The organism is Proteus hauseri (assembly GCF_004116975.1).
GTDB lineage: Bacteria > Pseudomonadota > Gammaproteobacteria > Enterobacterales > Enterobacteriaceae > Proteus > Proteus hauseri.
Genome location: NZ_CP026364.1, coordinates 2,506,294 through 2,527,040, shown reverse-complemented (window position 1 = coordinate 2,527,040; position 20,747 = coordinate 2,506,294). Strand labels below are relative to the sequence as shown.

The window sequence follows — 20,747 nt, the reverse complement described above, 5'->3', positions numbered from 1 at the left end:
AAGTTATTTATCTCCGATAATTGTTACTATTTTCTCTTATTCTGCCGACCTGAATTTTATCATCTCAGTTTAAAGCTGTCTGACTATTCGAGTGATTTAGCTCAAGCAAATAGGAATATTATTTTGACTGAAACGTTAACAACTCGTATAAACCGAATTAAAATATCACATTTATCGTCGTTAGATTAAAATCTATACAGAATAATTTGTAAATTAAAAAGTTTCATATTATATTTTTATTTACAAATTTATTGCTTCATCGCAATCTAACACCTACTTTATCAACAAATATTAAGCTATTTTACTGATAAAACCATGACCAATCACGCAAAACAGTTAATCACTTTTTTAACATTAATGTTAATAAGCTTGTTAGTTAACGCAGATAATAGTTCAAAATTTCTTATAGATCCGATAGAAAAAAGTACTGGAAAACCAATCTATATTCAAATTTTCAAAGAAGAAAGCTTGCTTGAACTTTATATTGAAAATGCAGATGGACAATTAGAAAAAATACGTAGTTACCCTATCTGTAGCTATTCCGGCGGATTAGGGCCTAAAAAGTTTCAAGGTGATTTAAAAAGCCCAGAAGGCTTTTATCAAGTAAATAATCGCCAATTAAATCCGAATAGTCGATTTTACCGATCAATAGACTTAGGCTTTCCCAACCAATATGATAAATCCCAAGGATATACAGGCGACTTTTTAATGATCCACGGAGCGTGTAAATCAGTAGGTTGTTATGCGATGACAGATAAAATTATGGACGAGATTTATCAATATGCAGAGTTAGCATTACAGAAGGGGCAAAACACGATAAATGTTCATATTTTCCCCTTTAAAATGACCGCTGAAAATATGAGAAAACACCAATATTCCGTTAATATTGATTTCTGGCAACAACTAGCACCTGCTTATCATTATGTAGAAAAACATCATGAAATACCGGCTATTACCATTAGTAATGGGCGTTATTTTGTCAAAAGTAAAGATATAACTCCCACACTTAACTTATCGCAAAATACATTACCTAAAAATACACCACTTAAATGGCTAGAGAACTCTCACACCGCGATCAAATAAAACAAACTCTCCAACTGGAATACGTTGCCAAGATTCATTACCAGTAAGAGGTAGCGTTGAAATAACAGAAACAACATCATCAGACTGAGTATGTTGCTGAAAATCAATTTCTACATCTTGATCAAGTAATTTAGCTTTGCCGAAAGGGGCTTTACGTGTAATCCAATGCAAATTAGTTGAGCAATAGGCCATTACAAATCGTCCATCTGATAACAGCATATTAAATACGCCTTTTTGCCTTAGTTGATCCGCTAATATAGCAATATAACGAAAGACTGCAGGCCAATTAGCAGGAGTACGCTGATAACGGTTTTCAAGCTGATTTAAAATCCAGCAAAATGCCTTTTCACTATCCGTTTGTCCAATTGTTCTAAAACGTCCTGAATCAAGCGATTGATAGCCTTTTAGCTGTCCATTATGTGCATAAGTCCAATTTTTACCCCATAATTCGCGAGTAAATGGATGAGTATTTTCTAAAGAGACATTTCCACGATTTGCTTGACGAATATGCGCAATGACTGCCTCTGATTTAATCGGATATTCCTGCACAAAGCGAGCGACAGGTGATACAGCACTGGCTTGAGGATCTTTAAATGTACGACACCCCAGTCCTTCATAGAAAGTAATTCCCCAACCATCTTTATGAGGTCCCGTTTTGCCACCTCTAGGGATCAATCCACTCAAACTGAAATTAATGTCTGTCGGTACATTGGCACTCATGCCTAACAGTTCACACATCGCTCACTCCTTTTTGCTAAAACTAAAAATACTCTTTTACAGCGATATCAACAGTGAATTACTTTTCCATTTCTTTTTCAATTAATTGGATAAGAATATGAATAACTTTGATATGAATTTCTTGAATGCGATCAGCATAACCAAAATGAGGAACTCGAATTTCGATATCTGCTGTACCATCCATTTTACCGCCATCTTTACCGGTTAACGTGATGACTTTCATGCCTTTTTCACGCGCAGCACTAATGGCTTTAATAATATTACCTGAGTTACCTGAAGTTGAGATCCCCAGTAACACATCGCCTTCTCTGCCAACTGCTTCCACATAACGTGAAAATACATATTCGTATCCAAAGTCATTACTCACACACGAAATATGACTGACATCAGAAATGGCAATTGCAGGATAGCCGGGTCTATTTTCACGATAACGCCCTGTAAGCTCTTCGGCAAAATGCATAGCATCGCAATGAGAGCCACCGTTACCACAAGATAATACTTTGCCACCAGCTTTAAATGAGTCTGCAAGTAATACTGCTGCTTTTTGGATAGCGTCGATATTAGCGTCATCTTGCAGAAAACGTGAAAGTGTATCTGCTGCTTCTGTTAATTCACCACGGATAAGATCTTGGTACATAGGATTTTTACTCCAGAAAGGGTAATCGAAAATTTCTGTTTCTCAGTGTAACGGATCCAATGCCATGAAAGAAGATGCTGCTTATCAGCAAATGCTAACTTATCTCATTTACGAATAATTTGTGAGCTACATTGTAATTAGAATGTAAAAATATTGATAAAAACTAGTAACTAGATTAGATCTAAAGAACAAACAACAGGTCTGACCTCTGACGTCTTGCAAAATACAGGAGTTTTATTATGATCCTACTCAGTATTGTGCTTTTTTTAGTTTTAATCGGCATACTTAGTTATCGCAAATATAGCCTTGTCGTTAGCAGTATCCTTCTTATTGCTTATACTTTTGTAATGGGACTCACTAATATTTGGAGCTATTGGTTACTTCTTCCAGTCGCGATAGTCTTATTGCCTTTAACGCTTCCATCAATCCGAAAAGCGTATATATCAGCGCCTGCGCTTAAGGCATTTCAAAAAGTTATGCCTTCTATGTCTAAAACAGAACAAGAAGCGATAGATGCGGGAACAACATGGTGGGAAGGTGAGCTTTTCCGGGGTGCTCCAGATTGGAAACAACTCCACAACTACCCAAAACCTCAACTAACCGCAGAAGAACAAGCATTCCTTGATGGCCCAGTAGAAGAAGTTTGTCGCATGACAAATGACTTTGAAATCACTCATGAACTTGCTGACTTACCGCCAGAGATCTGGCAATACCTAAAAGATCATCGTTTTTTTGCGATGATCATTAAAAAAGAGTACGGCGGATTAGAATTCTCGGCTTATGCGCAGTCTCGTGTGTTACAAAAACTGGCTGGTGTATCGGGTATTTTAGCCATCACTGTTGGAGTTCCTAACTCATTAGGCCCTGGAGAATTACTGCAACACTATGGTACTGATGAGCAGAAAAAACGTTATTTGCCTGGTTTAGCAAAAGGTGATGAAATCCCTTGCTTTGCGTTAACTAGCCCAGAAGCCGGTTCTGATGCAGGGGCAATTCCTGACAGTGGCGTTGTTTGTATGGGGGAATGGCAAGGTGAACAAGTATTAGGTATTCGTTTAACGTGGAATAAGCGCTATATCACCCTTGCCCCTATCGCAACCGTATTAGGTTTAGCCTTTAAATTACGCGATCCCGAGCACCTATTAAGTAATGATGAAAATCCAGGGATCACCTGTGCTTTAATTCCAACCGATGTAAAAGGTGTTGAGATTGGCTCACGACACTTCCCATTAAACGTGCCATTTATGAATGGCCCTACACGCGGAAAAGATGTTTTTGTTCCTATCGATTATATTATCGGTGGTCCAAAAATGGCAGGACAAGGCTGGAGAATGCTGGTTGAGTGTTTATCTGTTGGCCGTGGTATTACTCTGCCATCTAACTCAACAGGTAGCTTAAAAAGCGCAGCAATGGCCGTAGGTGCATATTCACGTATTCGCCGCCAATTCAAAATTCCTATTGGAAAAATGGAAGGTATTGAAGAACCATTAGCACGCCTTGCTGGTAATGCTTATTTAATGGATGCTGCATCCACCTTAATTACCACTGGTATTATGCTAGGTGAAAAACCCGCAGTACTCTCTGCTATCGTTAAATATCATTGTACTCACAGAGGACAGCGCGGAATTATTGATGCAATGGATATTGTTGGTGGTAAAGGTATTTGCCTTGGCCCTTCAAACTTCGTTGCTCGCTCTTATCAAGGTTCACCTATCGCGATAACTGTTGAGGGTGCCAATATCTTAACTCGCAGTATGATAATTTACGGACAAGGTGCAATTCGCTGTCACCCTTATGTTTTAGATGAAATGGCTGCTGCAAGAGATAGCAACTTACATGATTTTGATCGTGCTTTATTCGGTCATCTTGGACACGTAGCAAGTAACACATTGCGCAGTATTTGGTTAGGTATCACTAATGGTCGTTTAAGCCCAACACCAACGCATGATGAAACCCGTCGTTATTATCAACAAATTAACCGACTCAGTGCAAATATGGCTTTATTATCTGATGTTTCAATGGGCGTTTTAGGTGGTAGTTTAAAACGTCGTGAACGAATTTCAGCGCGCCTAGGTGATATCTTAAGCCATATATTCCTCGCCTCTGCGGCGCTAAAACGTTATGAAGATGAAGGTCGTAATACTGCTGATTTACCGTTAGTGCATTGGAGTGTTAAAGAGTGTCTTTATCAAGCAGAGAATGCCATTGATGAGTTGCTACGCAACTTTCCTAGTCGCTTTATTGCTGGCACTATGCGCGCAATTATTTTCCCTGTTGGTAAAGCGCAGAAGCTACCTTCAGATAAATTAGATCATAAAGTTGCACAGATTATTCAGCAACCCTCTGAGACTCGTGATCGCATTGGCAGAGGACAGTTTCTTACTCCATCGGAGCATAATCCTCATGGCTTAATGGAAGAAGCACTTCTCGACATTTTAGCTGCAGAACCTATTTTTGACCGAATCTGTCGTCTTTATGAGAAGAAATTTAGCTTCACCCAATTAGATAAATTAGCAGATAAAGCATTAGCAGATAAACGTGTAACAACCGAAGAAGCGGATATTTTACGCAAAGCAGAGCAGAGCCGCTTACGCAGTATTAATGTCGATGAATTTGATTTTGATGCTTTGGCGGTACCCGTAAAAAAGCCTAAAGCTGAAAATATCAAACCGAACAAAGCAGCTTAATAAAACGCATTTAAGTGCTCATCAAGTTGGATAAATAAAAACACCTCATTATTATTCACGTAATGAGGTGTTTTAATTGATTACGACTATTAATTATCACATCGTCATGCTAGATATCTAGTTCCAATGCCAACAGCTCTTCTATTGTTTGGCGACGTCTAATTAATTGTGGTTTTTTATCAATAACTAATACTTCTGGAATAAGTGGGCGACTATTGTAGTTAGATGACATTGAAGCACCATATGCTCCGGTATCGTGGATAACTAAGTAATCACCAACTTGTGCATCAGGCAACAAACGCGGAGCAACCATACCACCTTCTTGTTGCGTAAATACATCCCCAGATTCACAAAGTGGGCCTGCAACAATTGTCTCTTGCTTATGTTCGATTGCTTTCAATTGACCATTCTTATCCAATACAGAAATTTGATGATAGCTGCCATACATCGCAGGACGCATCAAATCACTAAATCCTGCATCTACCAGTACATAATGGCGATTTCCCATTGATTTAACAGCTCTTACTTGAGAAATCAATACACCAGATTCAGCCACTAAAAAACGTCCAGGTTCGATTTCAAGTTCAATTTTATGACCTAAATGTTGAGCAATTTTCTGGCGTGCATTATCCCATAAAGAGAAGTAATGCTTTAAATCAACGCTTGTATCACCTTCTTGATAAGGCGTTGATAATCCGCCACCAGCTGAAATAGCTTGAATATCAATATTGGATGTAAGTACTTGCTTAACCATCGCATCACATACAGTTGAAAGATGTTGATAATCAACACCAGAACCTATGTGCATATGAAAGCCAATTAACACCAAATTATATTGACGGATAACCTCTAATGCTTCAGGAACATCTTCATGCCAAATGCCATGTTTGCTGTTTTCGCCACCTGTATTTGTTTTTTGGCTATGACCATGACCAAATCCTGGATTAACTCTAATCCAAACAGCATGTCCCTGATTACACTCACCTAATTGGCGTAACATATCTATCGAGCCAGCATTGACAGGAATATCTAATTCGATAACGCGCGCAAGGGTTTGTTCATCAAGTAAATCAGCCGTAAATACAATTTCGCTTTTGTTTCGACCACCTTGATAACCCGCAACTAAAGCACGTTCTATTTCACCGAGCGAAACAGAATCAACTTTAACGCCTTGCTCTCGCATTAAGCGTAAAATATGAATATTAGAACAAGCCTTTTGAGCAAAACGAACGACATCAAAATGATTCAGCTGCTCAATACGTTGAGTGATAGTTTCACCTTGATAAACCCACAATGGAGTCCCATAGGTTTGAGCTAGTTGATATTGCATTAAATTGAGAGGTGTTGTCATGATGCTTACTCATAAAAGCTATAGAAGAATAAGATCATTATTTATCAACTTGAGCGGGAATAAAAATATCAAATAAGCTATAGTCTATTCATATTTGATATAGGAATAAGTCTATGAACACGGCTTTTAGTTGGCGTCACATCGAAATTTTTCATGCAGTTATGACAACTCAAAATCTTACTGAAGCCGCCGAGTTACTAAAAACGTCACAACCGACAGTCAGTCGAGAACTTTCTCGCCTTGAATATCTATTATCATTTAAATTGTTTGATAGAGTAAAAGGCCGTCTTCAACCAACAGCTGAAGGATTACGTTTTTTTGAAGAGGTCCAGCGTTCTTATTATGGGCTTGAACGTATTATTAATGCGGCAGAAAGTATTCGTCATTTTAAACAAGCTGAGTTAAATATTACTTGTTTACCTGCTTTTGCTCAGTCACTGCTTCCCTCTATTTGTCGTCAATTTCTAAATCAACACCCCGATGTTAATGTCACCATTGTCCCTCAAGAATCGCCACTATTAGAAGAGTGGTTATCAGCACAGCACTATGATTTAGGGTTAACAGAACATACACAAGCCCCAGCGGGTACCTTACAAGAAACGCTATTAACCTTAAATGAAGTCGCAATTTTGCCTAAAGCGCACCCATTAAGTGAAAAAACGTTGCTACACCCTAATGATTTTCAATATGAACGTTTTATTAGCCTATCCGGTAATGATCCTTATAGACAACTTATTGACGCATTGTTTATAAAAGAAGGGGTTTCTCGGCAATTAATAATGGAAACACAAAGTGCTGCTTCAATTTGTGCAATGGTCAGTGAAGGTATAGGTATTTCTATTGTCAATCCTATTACTGCGTTAGATTACCAAAATAAATCCCTTTGTTTACGCCCTCTTAGCTTTAAAATTCCATTTACTGTTAGCCTTATTTATCCTTCTCATCGGCCATCATCACAGCTTATCGATCATTTTATTCAAGAAATGAAAAACATAATAAAAGACTATCCAATGCGATTAACGCAAGCTTTTTCGCACTAACTGATTATTTAGGAAATGACCGCCCGATAAAGCATTCCAATGGGGAGATAAAGAAAACCACTCAACTAAAAAATCTAATAATGCACGCACAGCTGCTGGCATATTTTGTCGACTAGCTAACACGGCATAAATACCCATTGGTTGAGCTTGATAATCAGATAAAATTTGAATTAACTCACCATTTTCAAGATAAGGTTTTACCGAATAATAAGGTTGTAATGAAATACCTGCATTTCTTAACGTTGCTTGTAACAGAACAACCGATTCATTCGCACTTAAATTGCCTTCAACTGGCACTGAAAAGCGTTCATCACCTTGATTAAACTCCCATAAACTACGACCAAAAAAGCGATAAGTTAAACATTGGTGATGGGCAAGTTCGTCAGGTGTTTTAGGTACGCCTTTTTGAGCTAAATAATCATTGCTTGCACAAACTACAGAAATACAAGTGGCTAATGGGCGCGCAATTAAATTAGGTTCAAGATGATTAGTAATGCGCAACGCAATATCAATACGCTCTTCAACCAAATTAACGGTTTGATTTGTTATTTGTAAATCAACAGCAATAAGTGGATAAACCAGCATAAATTCTGATATAGCTACAGATAAAACACTATTAGCCAGTGACTGCGAGCTAGTTATACGCACAAGCCCACTAATTTGATGACTCTCTTTGACCACATTAGCAGGGATCCGCTCAGCCATTTCTAATAATTGTAAACTTTGCTGGTAAACTTGTTCACCCACGGAGGTTAAACTTTGTTTACGGGTTGTCCTATGCAACAACCTAACACCGGCCCATTCTTCCATTTCATTTAAATAACGAGTCACCATTGCTCTAGACATACCAAGGTAATCTGCAGCTTTTATCATGCTACCTTGTTTGACTATAGTGACAAAAACTTCAGAGGCTTTAATTTTATCCATCGTTATTTACTCGATTTATGCAACAATGCATTCACTAAAATACGGTTTTTCTCTCGATATATGCAATCTATTATAGATAGCATCAACATTATGGAGAAAACAAAAGATGAAAAAATTAATTCCGTTAGCACTTGCAACTACAACACTTTTCGCAACCTCAGTGATAGCAACAGAGTTAACTATCGATATCTATAACCCTGGTGAAGCGAGCGTTTTTCCTGTTTCTTCCGAAATTATTTATGGCGATAAAGATGTTGTTTTAATTGATGCTCAATTTCAAAAAAATGATGCTCAAGTCTTAGTCGATAAAATCAAAGCATCAGGAAAAAACCTTACTTACATTTATATTAGTCATTCTGATCCTGATTTTTATTTTGGTTTAGATGTTATCACTCACGCTTTTCCTAATGCCAAAGTCATTGCATCAGCCCCCACAATTAAAGCTATTAACGAAACCCAAGCAGGAAAACTCGCCTATTGGGGACCTGTACTTAAAGAAAATGCCCCTGAAAAAATTATCATTCCGGAAGTAGTAACAGGAGACAGTTTTTCAATTGAAGGTGAAAAAATCTATATCAAAGGATTAGATGGTCAATCGCCTAATAGAACTTATCTTTATATACCTAAATTAAATGCGGTAATGGGTGGCGTATTACTTTCTGAGAATATTCATGTTTGGTTAGCAGACACTCAATCAAAAGCTGAGCGTCAACACTGGATAACTTCATTACAACAAATTAAAACGTTATCACCCAAAACAGTTATTCCTGGTCATTATTTACCAACCGCTAATTATGATATGCGTGCTGTTGATTTCACCATCAATTACCTTAAAGAAGCAGAAGCTAAACTCGCTGTGACTAAAAATTCAGATGAATTTATTATCGCTATGGATAAGAGCTATCCAAACTTAGCAGATAAATCGAGCCTAGAACTCAGTGCCAAAGTACTCAAAGGGGAAATGCAATGGCCTCAGTAATTAGTAATTCAAACAATAACAAAATACTACACTATGTTTATGATCCACTCTGTGGTTGGTGTTATGGCATTGCTCCACTTATTGATGTAGTTAGTAATGAATTCACAAACGCCATAAAGTTACATGGTGGTGGTTTATTTACTCCAGCAAGAGTCGTTACAGGTGGTCAATCATGGAAAGAACATGTAACCCCTATTGATGAGCGAATTAGCCAGTTATCAGGACAATTATTTAGCCAACAATACCGTGATAACCTTGCAAATACACAAATGACACTAAATTCATTACTTCCAATCTCAGCAATAATGGCTGCTGATAATATGGAAAACCAAGGTATTCGATTATTAAAAGCCTTACAAAAAGCTTATTACCTTGATGGTCTTAATATTAGCGATAAAAAAATTATCTTATTTATTGCACAAAAATTAGATTTTGATATTGAGTTATTTTCATCTTTATTCATTCAAATCAGTGAACAACAAGTGACTCAACATTTACAACAAACTCAGCAATTAATGAGCCAAGTTAATGGGCGTGGTTTTCCAACTCTTTTTATTGAAGACAACCAAACTTATCAACTTGTACCAACAGAAAAATATTTAGGTGATGTGCCGCGTTGGCGACAGTTTTTACAAGAAGCATTATAAATTTTATTCTATAAACAGGATGTGTAGATCTTTTCTGCACATCTTTTTATTATATTGGATATATCAATTTAATAAATAGAACAGTTAATGCAGCAAAAGCAAGGCAAGGACCAAAAGCAATTTTCTTTATAGCTATTTTTATTGTTAGGAATAAAACACCATAAACAGTTATTCCTAATAAAGATGCAATACAAAGAATATAAGGTAATAAATCTAATCCACACCAGGCACCTAATGCACTAAATAACTTTACATCACCAAATCCTAGAACGCTGTTTTGATAAACTAAATATCCAAATAAATAAATACTATAAAAAAGTAAAAAACTGGCGATAAAACCGTTAAAAGAAGCATTAAATGGAATTAATCCATAACACGTGCTATTGATGAGAACTCCCCAAAAAAGTAATCCAAAAGTTAAGCTGTCAGGTAAAAGAAAATAATCGGCATCAAAGAACGATAAAGCTAAGAGATAAAAACTCAAAATAGACAGTAAAATAACGCAAGAGAAACTAGAGAACCTCAAACTCCAACCTAAACAAACCCAAAAAAAAGTTAACCAGAGTTGATGTTGTCTAGATGCTGATAATAAAGACAACACAGAAAATGGTAGTAAATAATATCCTCCCCTGAAAAGGGAAAATAGATTTGTTACGGTTATGATATTTTTAATTAATGGCATCAATATCTATTCCTTAGATAGCTCATCATCCTTGTAAAATGAGCATAAAATACAACGAATGAAATGCCGAGATAACATCAAAATATTACAGAGAAAACATCCTATTTTGCGCAAAGCTTCGCAGAAAACTGGCATTAGAAAGGCAGTAAAAGTAAAGTGATACTTGCATGCCATAATGTCATGCGTATGATGCATATCACATATTTTTTCTCACGGTTAACTATCTTTTACGTAAGGGTTTCACGTTATGCGTATTCCTCGCATTTATCATCCAGAACCACTCATTGCAGGTACTCAGACCTCATTAAATGAAGAAGCATCAAACCATGTTGGCCGCGTATTAAGAATGACAGCAGGTCAAAAACTCGTGCTGTTTGATGGCTCAAATAACGTATTTGATGCTGAAATAATTGAAAGCACAAAAAAAACCGTTAATGTGCAAATTAATGAGGGACAACTTGATGATAAAGAATCCCCACTCGATCTCCATTTAGGACAAGTGCTTTCTAGAGGCGAAAAAATGGAGTTTACTATCCAAAAATCGGTTGAGTTAGGTGTAAATACGATCACCCCCCTGATCTCTGAACGCTGTGGTGTTAAACTAGATCCTAATCGTTTAGAAAAAAAACATCAACAATGGCAAAAAATTATCATCTCAGCTTGTGAGCAATGTGGACGAAATAAAATTCCACAATTAATGCCAGTTATTACATTAGAGGAATGGTGTGCACAAGTTGATGATAGTTTAAAACTCAATTTACATCCTAGAGCCAGCCAAAGTATTAATACCTTGCCACTGCCTGTCAAAAAAGTACGTTTACTTATCGGCCCTGAAGGAGGACTTTCTCCCGAAGAAATAGCAATGACGGCAGAGCACCATTTTACTGATATTTTATTAGGTCCTCGTGTATTAAGAACTGAAACAACAGCACTCACCGCAATCACCGCTTTGCAGGTTCGGTTCGGCGATCTGGGATAAAGGAGAAATAATGATTAAATTAGGTATTGTGATGGATCCTATTTCATCCATCAAAATCAAAAAAGACACCAGCTTTGCCATGCTATTAGAAGCACAGCGTCGTGGGTGGGAAATTCATTATATGGAAATGAACGATCTTTACCTGCAACAAGGTGAAGCACGTGCTCGTACTCGTTTACTGAGTGTTGAAGAAAATCCAGAAAAATGGTTTGAATTTAGTCAAGAACAAGATATTGCATTAGGATCACTTGATACTATTTTAATGCGTAAAGATCCTCCGTTTGATACTGAATTTATCTATGCCACCTATATTCTTGAGCGCGCTGAAGATATGGGCACGTTAATTGTAAATAAACCACAAAGTTTACGTGACTGTAATGAAAAGCTATTTACTGCATGGTTCCCAGCGTTAACACCCGATACGCTAGTGACCCGCGAAGCTAAACACCTGCGAACCTTCCATCAAAAACATGGCGATGTTATTTTTAAACCATTAGATGGTATGGGGGGAGCGTCTATTTTTCGTTTGAAAAAAGATGACCCTAATGTGGGTGTTATTATTGAAACCTTAACCGATCATGGCCACCGTTTCTGTATGGCTCAAAACTTTTTGCCAGAAATTGTTGATGGTGACAAACGTATTTTAGTCGTGGATGGTGAGCCCGTTCCTTATTGCTTAGCTCGAATTCCAGCAAAAGGCGAAACTCGTGGTAATTTAGCCGCAGGTGGTCGTGGTGAAGCTCGTCCATTAACAGAAAGTGATTGGGCTATTGCTCGTCAAGTAGCACCTATTTTAAAACAAAAAGGTCTTATTTTTGTTGGATTAGATGTTATTGGCGACAGACTAACTGAAATTAATGTTACTAGCCCAACTTGTGCGCGAGAGATTGAAGCAGCATACCCCGAGGTTTCAGTGACAGGTATGTTGATGGATGCCATTGAAGTGCGCCTTAACAAGAAAAACTAACCTTTAAACATCGTTGCTTAAGGGTTTAAAAGCATCTACCTAGCCCCTCTTTATTCAATCTGTATAATTGAAATATAGAGTGTAAATACATAGATAGGGCTAGGTGTTTTAATAAAAATAATCAGGGAATAGTATTATTATTATGAATTTACTTAACCATTTTCTTATTGCTATGCCTTCATTAAGCGATCCGTTATTTCAGCGTTCGGTCGTCTATGTATGCGAACATAATGAAAACGGTGCGATGGGCTTAGTTATTAATAAACCTATCGAAGATATCTCAATTGAGAGTGTATTAGATCAACTTGAGATCTTTTCTACAGACCGAGATGAAGCAATTAGCCTACAAAAACCTGTTATGTCAGGTGGTCCTATTGCCGAAGAGCACGGTTTTATTTTACACACTCCGGTTTCAGGCTTTAGCTCAAGTATCAAAATTAGTGATAGCACAATGATAACAACCTCAAAAGATGTGCTAGAAACCTTAGGAACAGCCAGACAACCCGAAAAAACCTTAGTATCTTTAGGTTACTCAAGTTGGGAAAAAGGCCAATTAGAACAAGAAATTTTAGAAAATAGCTGGCTAACAGTTGAGGCCTCACCTCAAATTATTTTTGATACCCCTGTTGCTGAACGTTGGCATAAAGCAGCTGGATTAATAGGCATCAATATCCATACTATTTCACCTACAGCTGGCCACGCATAATGTCTAATAGAACCGTTATAGCCTTTGACTTTGGCACCAAAAGTATAGGTGCCGCCATTGGTCAAGAAGTGACTGGAACAGCCAGAGCCTTAGCTTCATTTAAAGCAAAAGATGGTATTCCTGACTGGACTCAAATTGAAAAAATCATTAAAGAATGGCTACCGGATTTAGTGGTAGTTGGCCTTCCTTTAAATATGGATGGCACTGAGCAACTGGTTACAACCCAAGCCAAAAAATTTGCTAATCGGCTTCATGGGCGTTTTGGTGTACAAATTGCACTACATGATGAACGCCTTAGTACTGTTGAAGCTCGTGCCCATTTATTCGAGCGCGGTGGTTATCGCTCGTTAGACAAAGGCAGTGTCGATGCAACATCTGCCGTCATTATTCTCGAAAGCTGGTTTGAGCAACAATATTAAACTTGCTTACCTTAACAACCAACGTATTATCCGCTGATTAAGCCTTCATGTTGCCGTCTTTGGCGGCTTAATGTGAAGGTCTGCATACCATATTCACTCCCTGTTTGTATTAATGTTGTTACTTGATGATATTTTCCTTCTCTAATGAGGTGAGAAATTCCTTGTGTAACTTGCATTATTTCAAAAAGTGCTACACGCCCACCTTCTGTTGCTGGAACTAATTCTTGCGAAATAATCGCTTTTAAACAACATGCAAGTTGAGATGATATCCATTGCCGCTCAGTTGCACTAAATACATTGGTGACTCGTTCAAGCGTTTGTGCTGCACCTTGTGTATGCAATGTGGCTAATACTAAATGCCCTGTTTCTGCTGCCATTAATGCCATTTTAATACTTTGTGCATCTCTTAACTCACCTAACATAATGACATCAGGATCTTGGCGCAATGCGGCTTTAATAGCACTAAGAATATCGCTAACATCACGCCCCACTTCACGTTGATGAATAACGCTTTGTTTATTGCTATGAATAAACTCAATAGGATCTTCTAACGTTAAAATATGCTGGCGTTTATATTGATTAAGATAATTGATCATCGCCGCAAGAGTTGATGACTTACCACTTCCGGTTGAACCCGTGACAAGGATCAGTCCATGAGGGCATTTCTCTAACAGTGCTGAAACAGAGTCTGGCACACGAAGTGAATTTAATGTTGGTATCTGTTGATTAATAATTCTTAATACAGCAGAAACCCCTTGCTGCCGCCTAAACAAATTAACGCGCAATCGTTGCCCATCAGAAAGCATAATGCCAATATCTATTTGACCTTCATCATCGAAGCCCTGTTTTTGAGAAGAATTAAGATATGGCATTATCCACACTAATAGCATCTCTGAGGTAATAGGTTTACATTGATTTTGTTGATAAAGTATCCCATTAATACGTAATCGCGGAACATCACCACAACAAAGATGCAGATCGGAAGCGTTATGCTTTACACTATAGGTTATTAAATTTTCCATATTCATCTTATTATCTCCTGAGTTGCCATGAATACTATTAAACAGAATCTCGTCAATGTCAGGTCACACATTGACGCAGCTATCCAAAAATGCGGCCGATCTCCAAAAGAAGTTACTCTACTTGCAGTAAGTAAAACTAAACCTACGAGCGCTATTGAAGAAGCTATTGCCTGTGGGCAAACTGAGTTTGGTGAAAACTATGTTCAGGAAGGTGTTGATAAAATCAATTATTTTGCCAATAACAACACACTTATTTGGCACTTTATCGGTCCTTTACAGTCAAACAAAACACGCCTTGTGGCTGAACATTTTCACTGGTGTCACACCATCGACAGATTGAAAATTGCACAGCGATTAAGTGACCAACGCCCAAGCTCGTTATCACCATTAAATGTATTAATTCAAATTAATATCAGTGATGAAAATAGTAAATCGGGTATTACATTGACTGAGCTTGATGGGTTAGCAGCACAAATTTCAATCCTACCTGGCATAAAATTACGTGGTTTAATGGCGATACCTGCACCTGAAAACGATTACAACAAACAAGTTGCTGTATTAGAACAAATGAATATCGCTTTCAAACAGTTACAAATGCAGTATCCCAATATTGATACATTATCTATGGGTATGACTGATGATATGGAAGCGGCAATCGCTTGTGGTTCAACATTAGTTCGTATTGGAACTGCTATTTTTGGCGCAAGAGATTACGCCAACAAGTAAAAATTAGAGGTTAATATGGAACATCGCAGCATCGCCTTTATTGGCGCTGGAAATATGGCTCATGCCATTATTGCAGGACTTATTAATGGTGGATATCCGGCAAAAAAAATCACTGTTACAGCACCTTCTGCAACGAGACGAGAACCGTTAGAAAAAGAGTTTGGTATTCATAGTACTGATAACAATATAAAAGCAGTTCAAGAAGCTGATGTTATCGTACTCGCAGTAAAACCCCAAATGATGGCGGATGTCTGTAAGCCATTACAAAATATCGATTTTAGTAAAAAATTAGTACTGACTATTGCAGCAGGTATACCCGCTGCTCGCTATAATGATTATTTGGCTACAACCTTACAACTCATCCGTATTATGCCAAATACACCTGCATTAGTAGGTAAAGGCTTAAGTGGTATGTTTGCACAAGTCACTATTTCATCCCAAGATAAACAATTTGCTGACGAGCTAATGAAAAGTGTTGGCTCAACCGTTTGGGTAGAGAAAGAATCGGCTATCAATGATATTATCGCCGTTGCTGGTAGTGCACCGGCTTATTTTTTCTTGTTTATGGAGTCAATGCAAAAAGAAGCTGAACGTCTTGGCTTTGCTCCTGAAGTTGCAAGAGCAATAGTGCAACAAGCTGCAAGTGGTTCAACCGCGTTAGCTGAAAAACAAAGCACATTACCTTTTTCAACACTGCGTGAGCAGGTAACGTCAAAAGGTGGAACAACCGCTGCTGCACTAGCAAGTTTTTATGAAGGTAAATTGCCCGAAAATGTCGCCTCTGCTATGCAGGCTGCGATACAACGAGCGCAAGAAATGGAAAAACAGTTTTAATTTCATCAGGGCTAACTAATGAATTTTTTAAATTTTGTCATTCTGACTATTATTCAACTCTATACCGCAGTGCTGCTATTACGTGTTTGGATGCAGTGCGTTAGAGCTGATTTTTATAATCCTTTTTCACAATTTGTCGTGAAAGTTACACAGCCAGTTATTCGCCCATTAAGAAAAGTGATCCCTTCTATAGGACCTGTTGATACAGCCTCTGTAGTATTAGCATATGTCTTAATTATTTTAGAAATAATTCTTCCATCTTATTTATCTGGCGCTGGTGGAGCAATACCTTTCACCTTAGTCTTGCCTTTCGCATTTATCGAATTATTAACAGCAGTAGGTAAAATCCTATTCTGGTTAATTATCGTTCGTGCAATTCTTAGCTGGGTAAGCCAAGGACGTAATCCTATTGATAGTTTGTTATTTCAATTAACTGAGCCATTAATGGCGCCAATCCGCCGAGTAATCCCAGCAATGGGTGGATTAGATTTCTCAGCAATGATCGTTATTCTTATTCTTTATGCCCTGAACTATTTACGTGTAGATGTTTTGCAGTGGCTACTTAGTGTCACCCTTTACTAAGGAAAAACAAATGCAAAAAGTTGTTCTTGCCACGGGAAATCCCGGAAAAGTAAAAGAATTAGCATCTTTACTTGCCGATTTTGGCTTAGATATCGTTGCTCAGACTGATCTTGGTGTCGATTCTGTTGAAGAAACGGGTTTAACTTTTGTTGAAAATGCACTGATTAAAGCGCGTCATGCCGCCAAGGTTACTGGGTTACCAGCTATTGCCGATGATTCAGGTATTTCTGTTGATGTATTAGGTGGTGCTCCGGGTATTTATTCGGCACGTTATTCTGGCTCTGATGCAACAGATCAGCAAAATCTTGATAAATTGCTTGAAGCAATGAAAGATATTCCAGCGGAAAAACGCCAAGCGCAATTTAACTGTGTTTTAGTTTATATGCGCCATGAGAATGACCCAATTCCATTAATTTTTCATGGTATTTGGCATGGTGTATTAACTACAGAAATGTATGGTGAAGGTGGCTTTGGTTATGATCCTATTTTCTTTGTACCTGAGTTAAATTGTACTGCCGCGCAATTAACCAGAGAGCAAAAAAATCAATTTTCACATCGTGGAAAAGCCTTAAAATTACTGTTGGATGCCCTTAAGAATGCTTAAGTTGCCACCACTTAGTTTGTATATTCATATTCCTTGGTGTGTACAAAAATGTCCTTATTGTGATTTCAATTCACATACGTTAAAAGGCGAAGTACCACATAAGGAATATGTGCAGCATTTATTAAATGATTTAGATGCTGATCTTATTCATATTGGCTCTCGTGAAGTACAAACTATCTTTATTGGTGGTGGTACTCCCAGTTTGTTAAGTGCCGAATCAATGGCAGACCTGCTTTATGGCGTAAAACAGCGCATTGCTGTTCATCCTAATGCTGAAATTACTATGGAAGCGAATCCAGGTACCGTCGAAGCTGAGCGTTTTGCTGGCTTTCAACGTGCTGGTGTTAATCGTATTTCTATTGGTGTTCAAAGCTTTGGCGATGACAAACTTATTCGCTTAGGCCGTATTCATGGCGCAGAAGAAGCTAAAAATGCAGCGCGACTTGCAAAACAATTGGGGTTACGTAGCTTTAATCTCGATTTAATGCATGGGTTACCCGATCAATCATTATCTCAGGCACTTTCGGATTTACAGCAAGCTATTGCGTTATCACCACCACATCTTTCTTGGTATCAATTGACCATTGAGCCTAATACCCAATTTGGATCTCGCCCACCTAAATTACCTGATGATGATATGTTGTGGGATATTTTCTCTGAAGGAGATAAATTACTTACAGCAGCAGGATACCAACAATATGAAACCTCGGCTTATTGTAAGCCCGGTTTTCAATGTCAACACAACCTTAATTATTGGCGTTTTGGCGATTACTTAGGTATTGGTTGTGGAGCTCATGGCAAAATCAGTTTTGAAGATGGTCGCATTATGCGAACAGTAAAAACTAAGCACCCAAAAGGTTTTATGGAAGGACGTTATCTCGACCAACAAAACTTTGTTGATAATGATGACCGTCCATTTGAATTTTTTATGAACCGTTTTAGGTTATTAGAAGCATTTCCAAGACAAGATTTTAGTGATTATACAGGGCTTTCAGAAAGCACTATCCGCCATCAAATTGATGAAGCATTAGCATTAGATTATATCAACGAAACAGATACACATTGGCAAATTACCCCCCATGGTAAGCTTTTTCTTAATTCACTGTTAGAGCTATTTTTATAATCGCTATTGCAAAATGAGTTAATTACTGACAAATAAAAACACCCATACTGAGATAAACAATATGGGTGTTTTTATAATTGATAATATTAATCTTAAAGAGCGTTTTCTACCGCTTCAATTTGTTTTGTTAAGCTATCTATTCCACCACCAGAGAGATACCAAAGGTCGGCTTGTAGATAAACAATTCCACCATTTTTATAGGCTGATGTTGATTTAATTACATCATTTTCAAATGCTGCTTTTTCTAATTTATCAGCACCGATAGCTTCACTGCGATCTACAATTAAAATTACATCAGGATTAGCTTTAGCAATCATTTCAGATGTGACTACACGACGTTTACCTTTTTCTTCTTCAGATACAGGTGGTAATTCTGCTTTTTTCACTTTTACTACATCATAAACAACATTTTGATTATTCGGCATTAGATTACCAGCGTTATGCAGTAAAACTAATACTTTTTTATCAGACTCTGCTGCTTTCTTTTGAGCTTGTTCAATAACTGTATTTAGTTTTGAAATTTGCTCTTTAGTTGCTTCTTCTTTATTAAATAACTCACCCATTAGCTTAATATTAGCTTCGACTGAATTAAGGTAGTTCTCGCTATTAGTCCCTAAATTAACAGTAGGTGCAATTTTAGCTAATGCTTCATAAGAAGCACCTTGGCGACCAGTGATAATAATTAAATCAGGTTTAATTTCAGCCAGTTTTTCTAAGTCAGGTGCTTTCATGCCACCTACATTAGCCACATTACTTGCAATACTTCCTTTAATATAAGCAGGTGCATTACCTAATGGTAATCCTATTACTTTATCGGCTAAGCCAAGTTGAACTAAGGTGTCATACAAACCGAAATCAAATAACACAACTTTAGATGGATTTTTATTTACTACAGTTTCACCTAACACATGTTTGATCACTAATTTGTCATTCTGTTGGTTAACAATTTGGTTAGGTTGATATTCGATAGGTGTTTTACTGAGTGTAGAAAAACTGGTTACTGAAAAAATAGATGCGATAACTAAAGGAAGGATCTTTTTCATTAACTTAGCCCTGTTTAAGTGGAATACTCAAACAGGGCATTCTAAACAGCTATCTTCACAAGTCAATTGAATAAGAATGATTTTCATTGTTATTTTCAATTAATGTGAATCATCAATTTATAAAGCTTATTGATTATAAGGATAATATTTTCGTGCTCTTATCATCCTTATTTCTCTTTTTTATTAGCGTGTTATTGCTATTTTTTTAACGAGTTAATTAATTCAACACGTTGATTTTCCATTTGCGTTATTTTGCTACAAGCTTGCTGACCAAACTGAGAAAATGCCGCTTCTTGTTGTTTCCATTCTTTATCTATAATTTTTTGAAAGCCTTCAAGGTTTCCTAATAACCCACCCAATGCTTTCTTACTATCACCACTGGCGGCGGCTAACAGTTGCTTTTTCCCAAGCTCATTGATGCTATCTTGCAACATTCCACCAAGACTACTTTCAATTATTTCACGGCCTTTTAATTCAACCTGTTTAATTGCTTGAGAATGGAAAGTAATATTGTTTGGCTCTATTGTTATCACTGTATCCATTTGTTGATTAAGATTTTTTTCTAATGTTTTTAATCGATTAAGAATATTACTCTCTTTACCAAAGGCCTCAATAACCACTTGATCTAACACTTTACGAGACTCTTGTAATTTAGCGCCAGTTTCTGTTCTCAACCAAGGGATATCTTGTCTTACCGTCGCTTGGAATTTTTTTGCTAATGCTTGTTGTTGTGCTGTTAGTGTTTTGCTTTTTTCATTTTGCAGTAGCGTTCCATCAGGGTAAATCACCAGTAATCCACTAGAACCCGCAACTTCGACAAACTCAGGGGTAATACGTAAATCATCTTTTGGTGTAACCGCACAATCAAAACTGGGTGCAGCTGTTGCCGAAGTTGCAACAAAAGTCAGTGCAACAACTAATTTTTTAAAACCCATAACAACTCTCCTGAAAAGCGTATCTAAAAACGTTTT

Annotated in this window: 22 protein-coding genes; 14 read left to right on the top strand and 8 right to left on the bottom strand. The window is 37.4% G+C overall.

Features of this window, described 5'->3' with window-relative positions; genetic code table 11:
• The first annotated feature begins 315 nt into the window (after positions 1–315).
• Positions 316–1,083 (top strand): L,D-transpeptidase family protein, encoded by a 768-nt coding sequence (locus tag PH4a_RS11465; protein WP_129039885.1) that lies wholly within the window; start codon positions 316–318, stop codon positions 1,081–1,083.
• On the opposite strand, the gene PH4a_RS11460 is transcribed toward PH4a_RS11465, so the two are convergent.
• Both PH4a_RS11460 and lpcA read right to left on the bottom strand, forming a co-directional pair.
• Positions 1,054–1,821, bottom strand: a complete 768-nt coding sequence (locus PH4a_RS11460) for a class II glutamine amidotransferase (protein WP_064719222.1) — start codon at positions 1,819–1,821, stop codon at positions 1,054–1,056. The two genes, PH4a_RS11465 and PH4a_RS11460, sit on opposite strands and share 30 nt — an antisense overlap.
• 58 nt (positions 1,822–1,879) lie before the next feature.
• Positions 1,880–2,458 carry a D-sedoheptulose 7-phosphate isomerase gene (gene lpcA / locus PH4a_RS11455; RefSeq protein ID WP_064719221.1) on the bottom strand — a complete coding sequence of 193 codons (579 nt, stop codon included), beginning with the start codon at positions 2,456–2,458 and terminating at the stop codon, positions 1,880–1,882.
• A 239-nt stretch (positions 2,459–2,697) separates the two neighbouring features.
• Between lpcA and fadE the strand changes: the two genes are divergently transcribed.
• Positions 2,698–5,145, top strand: coding sequence for an acyl-CoA dehydrogenase FadE (gene fadE / locus PH4a_RS11450; protein ID WP_129039884.1), 2,448 nt, complete (start codon positions 2,698–2,700; stop codon positions 5,143–5,145).
• 109 nt (positions 5,146–5,254) lie between these two features.
• Here fadE and lysA read toward each other — a convergent pair whose 3' ends face one another.
• Complete coding sequence (gene lysA, locus PH4a_RS11445) at positions 5,255–6,496, bottom strand: diaminopimelate decarboxylase (RefSeq protein ID WP_129039882.1); 1,242 nt, start codon at positions 6,494–6,496, stop codon at positions 5,255–5,257.
• A gap of 113 nt (positions 6,497–6,609) precedes the next feature.
• On the opposite strand from lysA, the gene PH4a_RS11440 reads away from it, so the two are divergent.
• A complete protein-coding gene (locus PH4a_RS11440; RefSeq protein WP_129039879.1) occupies positions 6,610–7,536 on the top strand; it encodes a LysR family transcriptional regulator in 927 nt (308 codons plus the stop codon).
• Here PH4a_RS11440 and PH4a_RS11435 read toward each other — a convergent pair.
• Positions 7,513–8,463: a LysR family transcriptional regulator gene (locus PH4a_RS11435; RefSeq protein ID WP_129039877.1), complete on the bottom strand. Its 951-nt coding sequence runs from the start codon at positions 8,461–8,463 to the stop codon at positions 7,513–7,515. The genes PH4a_RS11440 and PH4a_RS11435 overlap by 24 nt on opposite strands.
• A gap of 106 nt (positions 8,464–8,569) precedes the next feature.
• On the opposite strand from PH4a_RS11435, the gene PH4a_RS11430 reads away from it, so the two are divergent.
• Together PH4a_RS11430 and PH4a_RS11425 are read left to right on the top strand one after the other, a co-directional pair.
• Complete coding sequence (locus tag PH4a_RS11430) at positions 8,570–9,442, top strand: MBL fold metallo-hydrolase (RefSeq protein ID WP_129039874.1); 873 nt, start codon at positions 8,570–8,572, stop codon at positions 9,440–9,442.
• Positions 9,430–10,089 (top strand): DsbA family protein, encoded by a 660-nt coding sequence (locus PH4a_RS11425; protein WP_129039872.1) that lies wholly within the window; start codon positions 9,430–9,432, stop codon positions 10,087–10,089. Before PH4a_RS11430 ends, PH4a_RS11425 begins: the two co-directional genes overlap by 13 nt.
• Before the next feature lie 49 nt (positions 10,090–10,138).
• On the opposite strand, the gene PH4a_RS11420 is transcribed toward PH4a_RS11425, so the two are convergent.
• On the bottom strand, positions 10,139–10,771 hold the full coding sequence (locus PH4a_RS11420; protein WP_129039869.1) for a prepilin peptidase: 633 nt from the start codon (positions 10,769–10,771) through the stop codon (positions 10,139–10,141).
• Positions 10,772–11,018: 247 nt separating this feature from the next.
• Here PH4a_RS11420 and rsmE point away from each other — a divergent pair, with 247 nt between their 5' ends.
• The 4 genes from rsmE to ruvX all read left to right on the top strand — a co-directional run bounded on the left by rsmE (position 11,019) and on the right by ruvX (position 13,842).
• Entirely contained in the window at positions 11,019–11,750 is a 732-nt protein-coding gene (gene rsmE / locus PH4a_RS11415; protein WP_129039867.1) for a 16S rRNA (uracil(1498)-N(3))-methyltransferase, read from the top strand.
• Between the two features lie 10 nt (positions 11,751–11,760).
• Positions 11,761–12,717, top strand: coding sequence for a glutathione synthase (gene gshB / locus PH4a_RS11410; protein ID WP_129039865.1), 957 nt, complete (start codon positions 11,761–11,763; stop codon positions 12,715–12,717).
• A gap of 142 nt (positions 12,718–12,859) precedes the next feature.
• The gene (locus PH4a_RS11405; protein WP_064719211.1) at positions 12,860–13,423 is read left to right on the top strand and encodes a YqgE/AlgH family protein; all 564 of its coding nucleotides are present in this window, start codon (positions 12,860–12,862) and stop codon (positions 13,421–13,423) included.
• Positions 13,423–13,842 carry a Holliday junction resolvase RuvX gene (gene ruvX, locus PH4a_RS11400; protein WP_129039863.1) on the top strand — a complete coding sequence of 140 codons (420 nt, stop codon included), beginning with the start codon at positions 13,423–13,425 and terminating at the stop codon, positions 13,840–13,842. Before PH4a_RS11405 ends, ruvX begins: the two co-directional genes overlap by 1 nt.
• A 26-nt stretch (positions 13,843–13,868) precedes the next feature.
• On the opposite strand, the gene PH4a_RS11395 is transcribed toward ruvX, so the two are convergent.
• The gene (locus PH4a_RS11395) at positions 13,869–14,870 is read right to left on the bottom strand and encodes a type IV pilus twitching motility protein PilT (protein WP_129039861.1); all 1,002 of its coding nucleotides are present in this window, start codon (positions 14,868–14,870) and stop codon (positions 13,869–13,871) included.
• Between the two features lie 21 nt (positions 14,871–14,891).
• Between PH4a_RS11395 and PH4a_RS11390 the strand changes: the two genes are divergently transcribed.
• Genes PH4a_RS11390 through hemW form a run of 5 tightly spaced genes read left to right on the top strand, consistent with a single transcriptional unit; the run spans position 14,892 to position 18,733 of the window.
• Positions 14,892–15,590, top strand: coding sequence for a YggS family pyridoxal phosphate-dependent enzyme (locus tag PH4a_RS11390; protein WP_129039859.1), 699 nt, complete (start codon positions 14,892–14,894; stop codon positions 15,588–15,590).
• A gap of 15 nt (positions 15,591–15,605) precedes the next feature.
• Positions 15,606–16,424 carry a pyrroline-5-carboxylate reductase gene (gene proC, locus PH4a_RS11385; protein WP_064719207.1) on the top strand — a complete coding sequence of 273 codons (819 nt, stop codon included), beginning with the start codon at positions 15,606–15,608 and terminating at the stop codon, positions 16,422–16,424.
• 18 nt (positions 16,425–16,442) lie between these two features.
• Positions 16,443–17,006 (top strand): YggT family protein, encoded by a 564-nt coding sequence (locus tag PH4a_RS11380; protein WP_129039857.1) that lies wholly within the window; start codon positions 16,443–16,445, stop codon positions 17,004–17,006.
• Between the two features lie 10 nt (positions 17,007–17,016).
• Positions 17,017–17,610, top strand: a complete 594-nt coding sequence (locus PH4a_RS11375; RefSeq protein WP_129039855.1) for an XTP/dITP diphosphatase — start codon at positions 17,017–17,019, stop codon at positions 17,608–17,610.
• Positions 17,603–18,733, top strand: a complete 1,131-nt coding sequence (gene hemW / locus PH4a_RS11370; RefSeq protein ID WP_129039854.1) for a radical SAM family heme chaperone HemW — start codon at positions 17,603–17,605, stop codon at positions 18,731–18,733. The genes PH4a_RS11375 and hemW overlap by 8 nt, the downstream gene beginning before the upstream one ends.
• A 92-nt stretch (positions 18,734–18,825) precedes the next feature.
• Here the strand turns inward: hemW and PH4a_RS11365 are convergent, their stop codons facing one another.
• Positions 18,826–19,776 carry a siderophore ABC transporter substrate-binding protein gene (locus tag PH4a_RS11365; protein WP_129039852.1) on the bottom strand — a complete coding sequence of 317 codons (951 nt, stop codon included), beginning with the start codon at positions 19,774–19,776 and terminating at the stop codon, positions 18,826–18,828.
• 197 nt (positions 19,777–19,973) lie between these two features.
• Positions 19,974–20,711: a DUF2884 family protein gene (locus tag PH4a_RS11360; RefSeq protein ID WP_129039850.1), complete on the bottom strand. Its 738-nt coding sequence runs from the start codon at positions 20,709–20,711 to the stop codon at positions 19,974–19,976.
• Positions 20,712–20,747 lie beyond the last annotated feature (36 nt).

Bases quoted from the DNA above. Each gene is read 5' to 3' on its own strand.
- proC (WP_064719207.1), top strand. From the start codon at position 15,606: ATGGAACATCGCAGCATCGCCTTTATTGGCGCTGGAAATATGGCTCAT.
- fadE (WP_129039884.1), top strand. From the start codon at position 2,698: ATGATCCTACTCAGTATTGTGCTTTTTTTAGTTTTAATCGGCATACTT.
- PH4a_RS11375 (WP_129039855.1), top strand. From the start codon at position 17,017: ATGCAAAAAGTTGTTCTTGCCACGGGAAATCCCGGAAAAGTAAAAGAA.
- lysA (WP_129039882.1), bottom strand. From the start codon at position 6,496: ATGACAACACCTCTCAATTTAATGCAATATCAACTAGCTCAAACCTAT.
- PH4a_RS11425 (WP_129039872.1), top strand. From the start codon at position 9,430: ATGGCCTCAGTAATTAGTAATTCAAACAATAACAAAATACTACACTAT.
- lpcA (WP_064719221.1), bottom strand. From the start codon at position 2,458: ATGTACCAAGATCTTATCCGTGGTGAATTAACAGAAGCAGCAGATACA.
- PH4a_RS11405 (WP_064719211.1), top strand. From the start codon at position 12,860: ATGAATTTACTTAACCATTTTCTTATTGCTATGCCTTCATTAAGCGAT.
- PH4a_RS11440 (WP_129039879.1), top strand. From the start codon at position 6,610: ATGAACACGGCTTTTAGTTGGCGTCACATCGAAATTTTTCATGCAGTT.
- ruvX (WP_129039863.1), top strand. From the start codon at position 13,423: ATGTCTAATAGAACCGTTATAGCCTTTGACTTTGGCACCAAAAGTATA.
- PH4a_RS11460 (WP_064719222.1), bottom strand. From the start codon at position 1,821: ATGTGTGAACTGTTAGGCATGAGTGCCAATGTACCGACAGACATTAAT.
- PH4a_RS11430 (WP_129039874.1), top strand. From the start codon at position 8,570: ATGAAAAAATTAATTCCGTTAGCACTTGCAACTACAACACTTTTCGCA.
- gshB (WP_129039865.1), top strand. From the start codon at position 11,761: ATGATTAAATTAGGTATTGTGATGGATCCTATTTCATCCATCAAAATC.
- PH4a_RS11365 (WP_129039852.1), bottom strand. From the start codon at position 19,776: ATGAAAAAGATCCTTCCTTTAGTTATCGCATCTATTTTTTCAGTAACC.
- hemW (WP_129039854.1), top strand. From the start codon at position 17,603: ATGCTTAAGTTGCCACCACTTAGTTTGTATATTCATATTCCTTGGTGT.
- PH4a_RS11465 (WP_129039885.1), top strand. From the start codon at position 316: ATGACCAATCACGCAAAACAGTTAATCACTTTTTTAACATTAATGTTA.
- PH4a_RS11395 (WP_129039861.1), bottom strand. From the start codon at position 14,870: ATGAATATGGAAAATTTAATAACCTATAGTGTAAAGCATAACGCTTCC.
- PH4a_RS11390 (WP_129039859.1), top strand. From the start codon at position 14,892: ATGAATACTATTAAACAGAATCTCGTCAATGTCAGGTCACACATTGAC.
- rsmE (WP_129039867.1), top strand. From the start codon at position 11,019: ATGCGTATTCCTCGCATTTATCATCCAGAACCACTCATTGCAGGTACT.
- PH4a_RS11360 (WP_129039850.1), bottom strand. From the start codon at position 20,711: ATGGGTTTTAAAAAATTAGTTGTTGCACTGACTTTTGTTGCAACTTCG.
- PH4a_RS11435 (WP_129039877.1), bottom strand. From the start codon at position 8,463: ATGGATAAAATTAAAGCCTCTGAAGTTTTTGTCACTATAGTCAAACAA.
- PH4a_RS11420 (WP_129039869.1), bottom strand. From the start codon at position 10,771: ATGCCATTAATTAAAAATATCATAACCGTAACAAATCTATTTTCCCTT.
- PH4a_RS11380 (WP_129039857.1), top strand. From the start codon at position 16,443: ATGAATTTTTTAAATTTTGTCATTCTGACTATTATTCAACTCTATACC.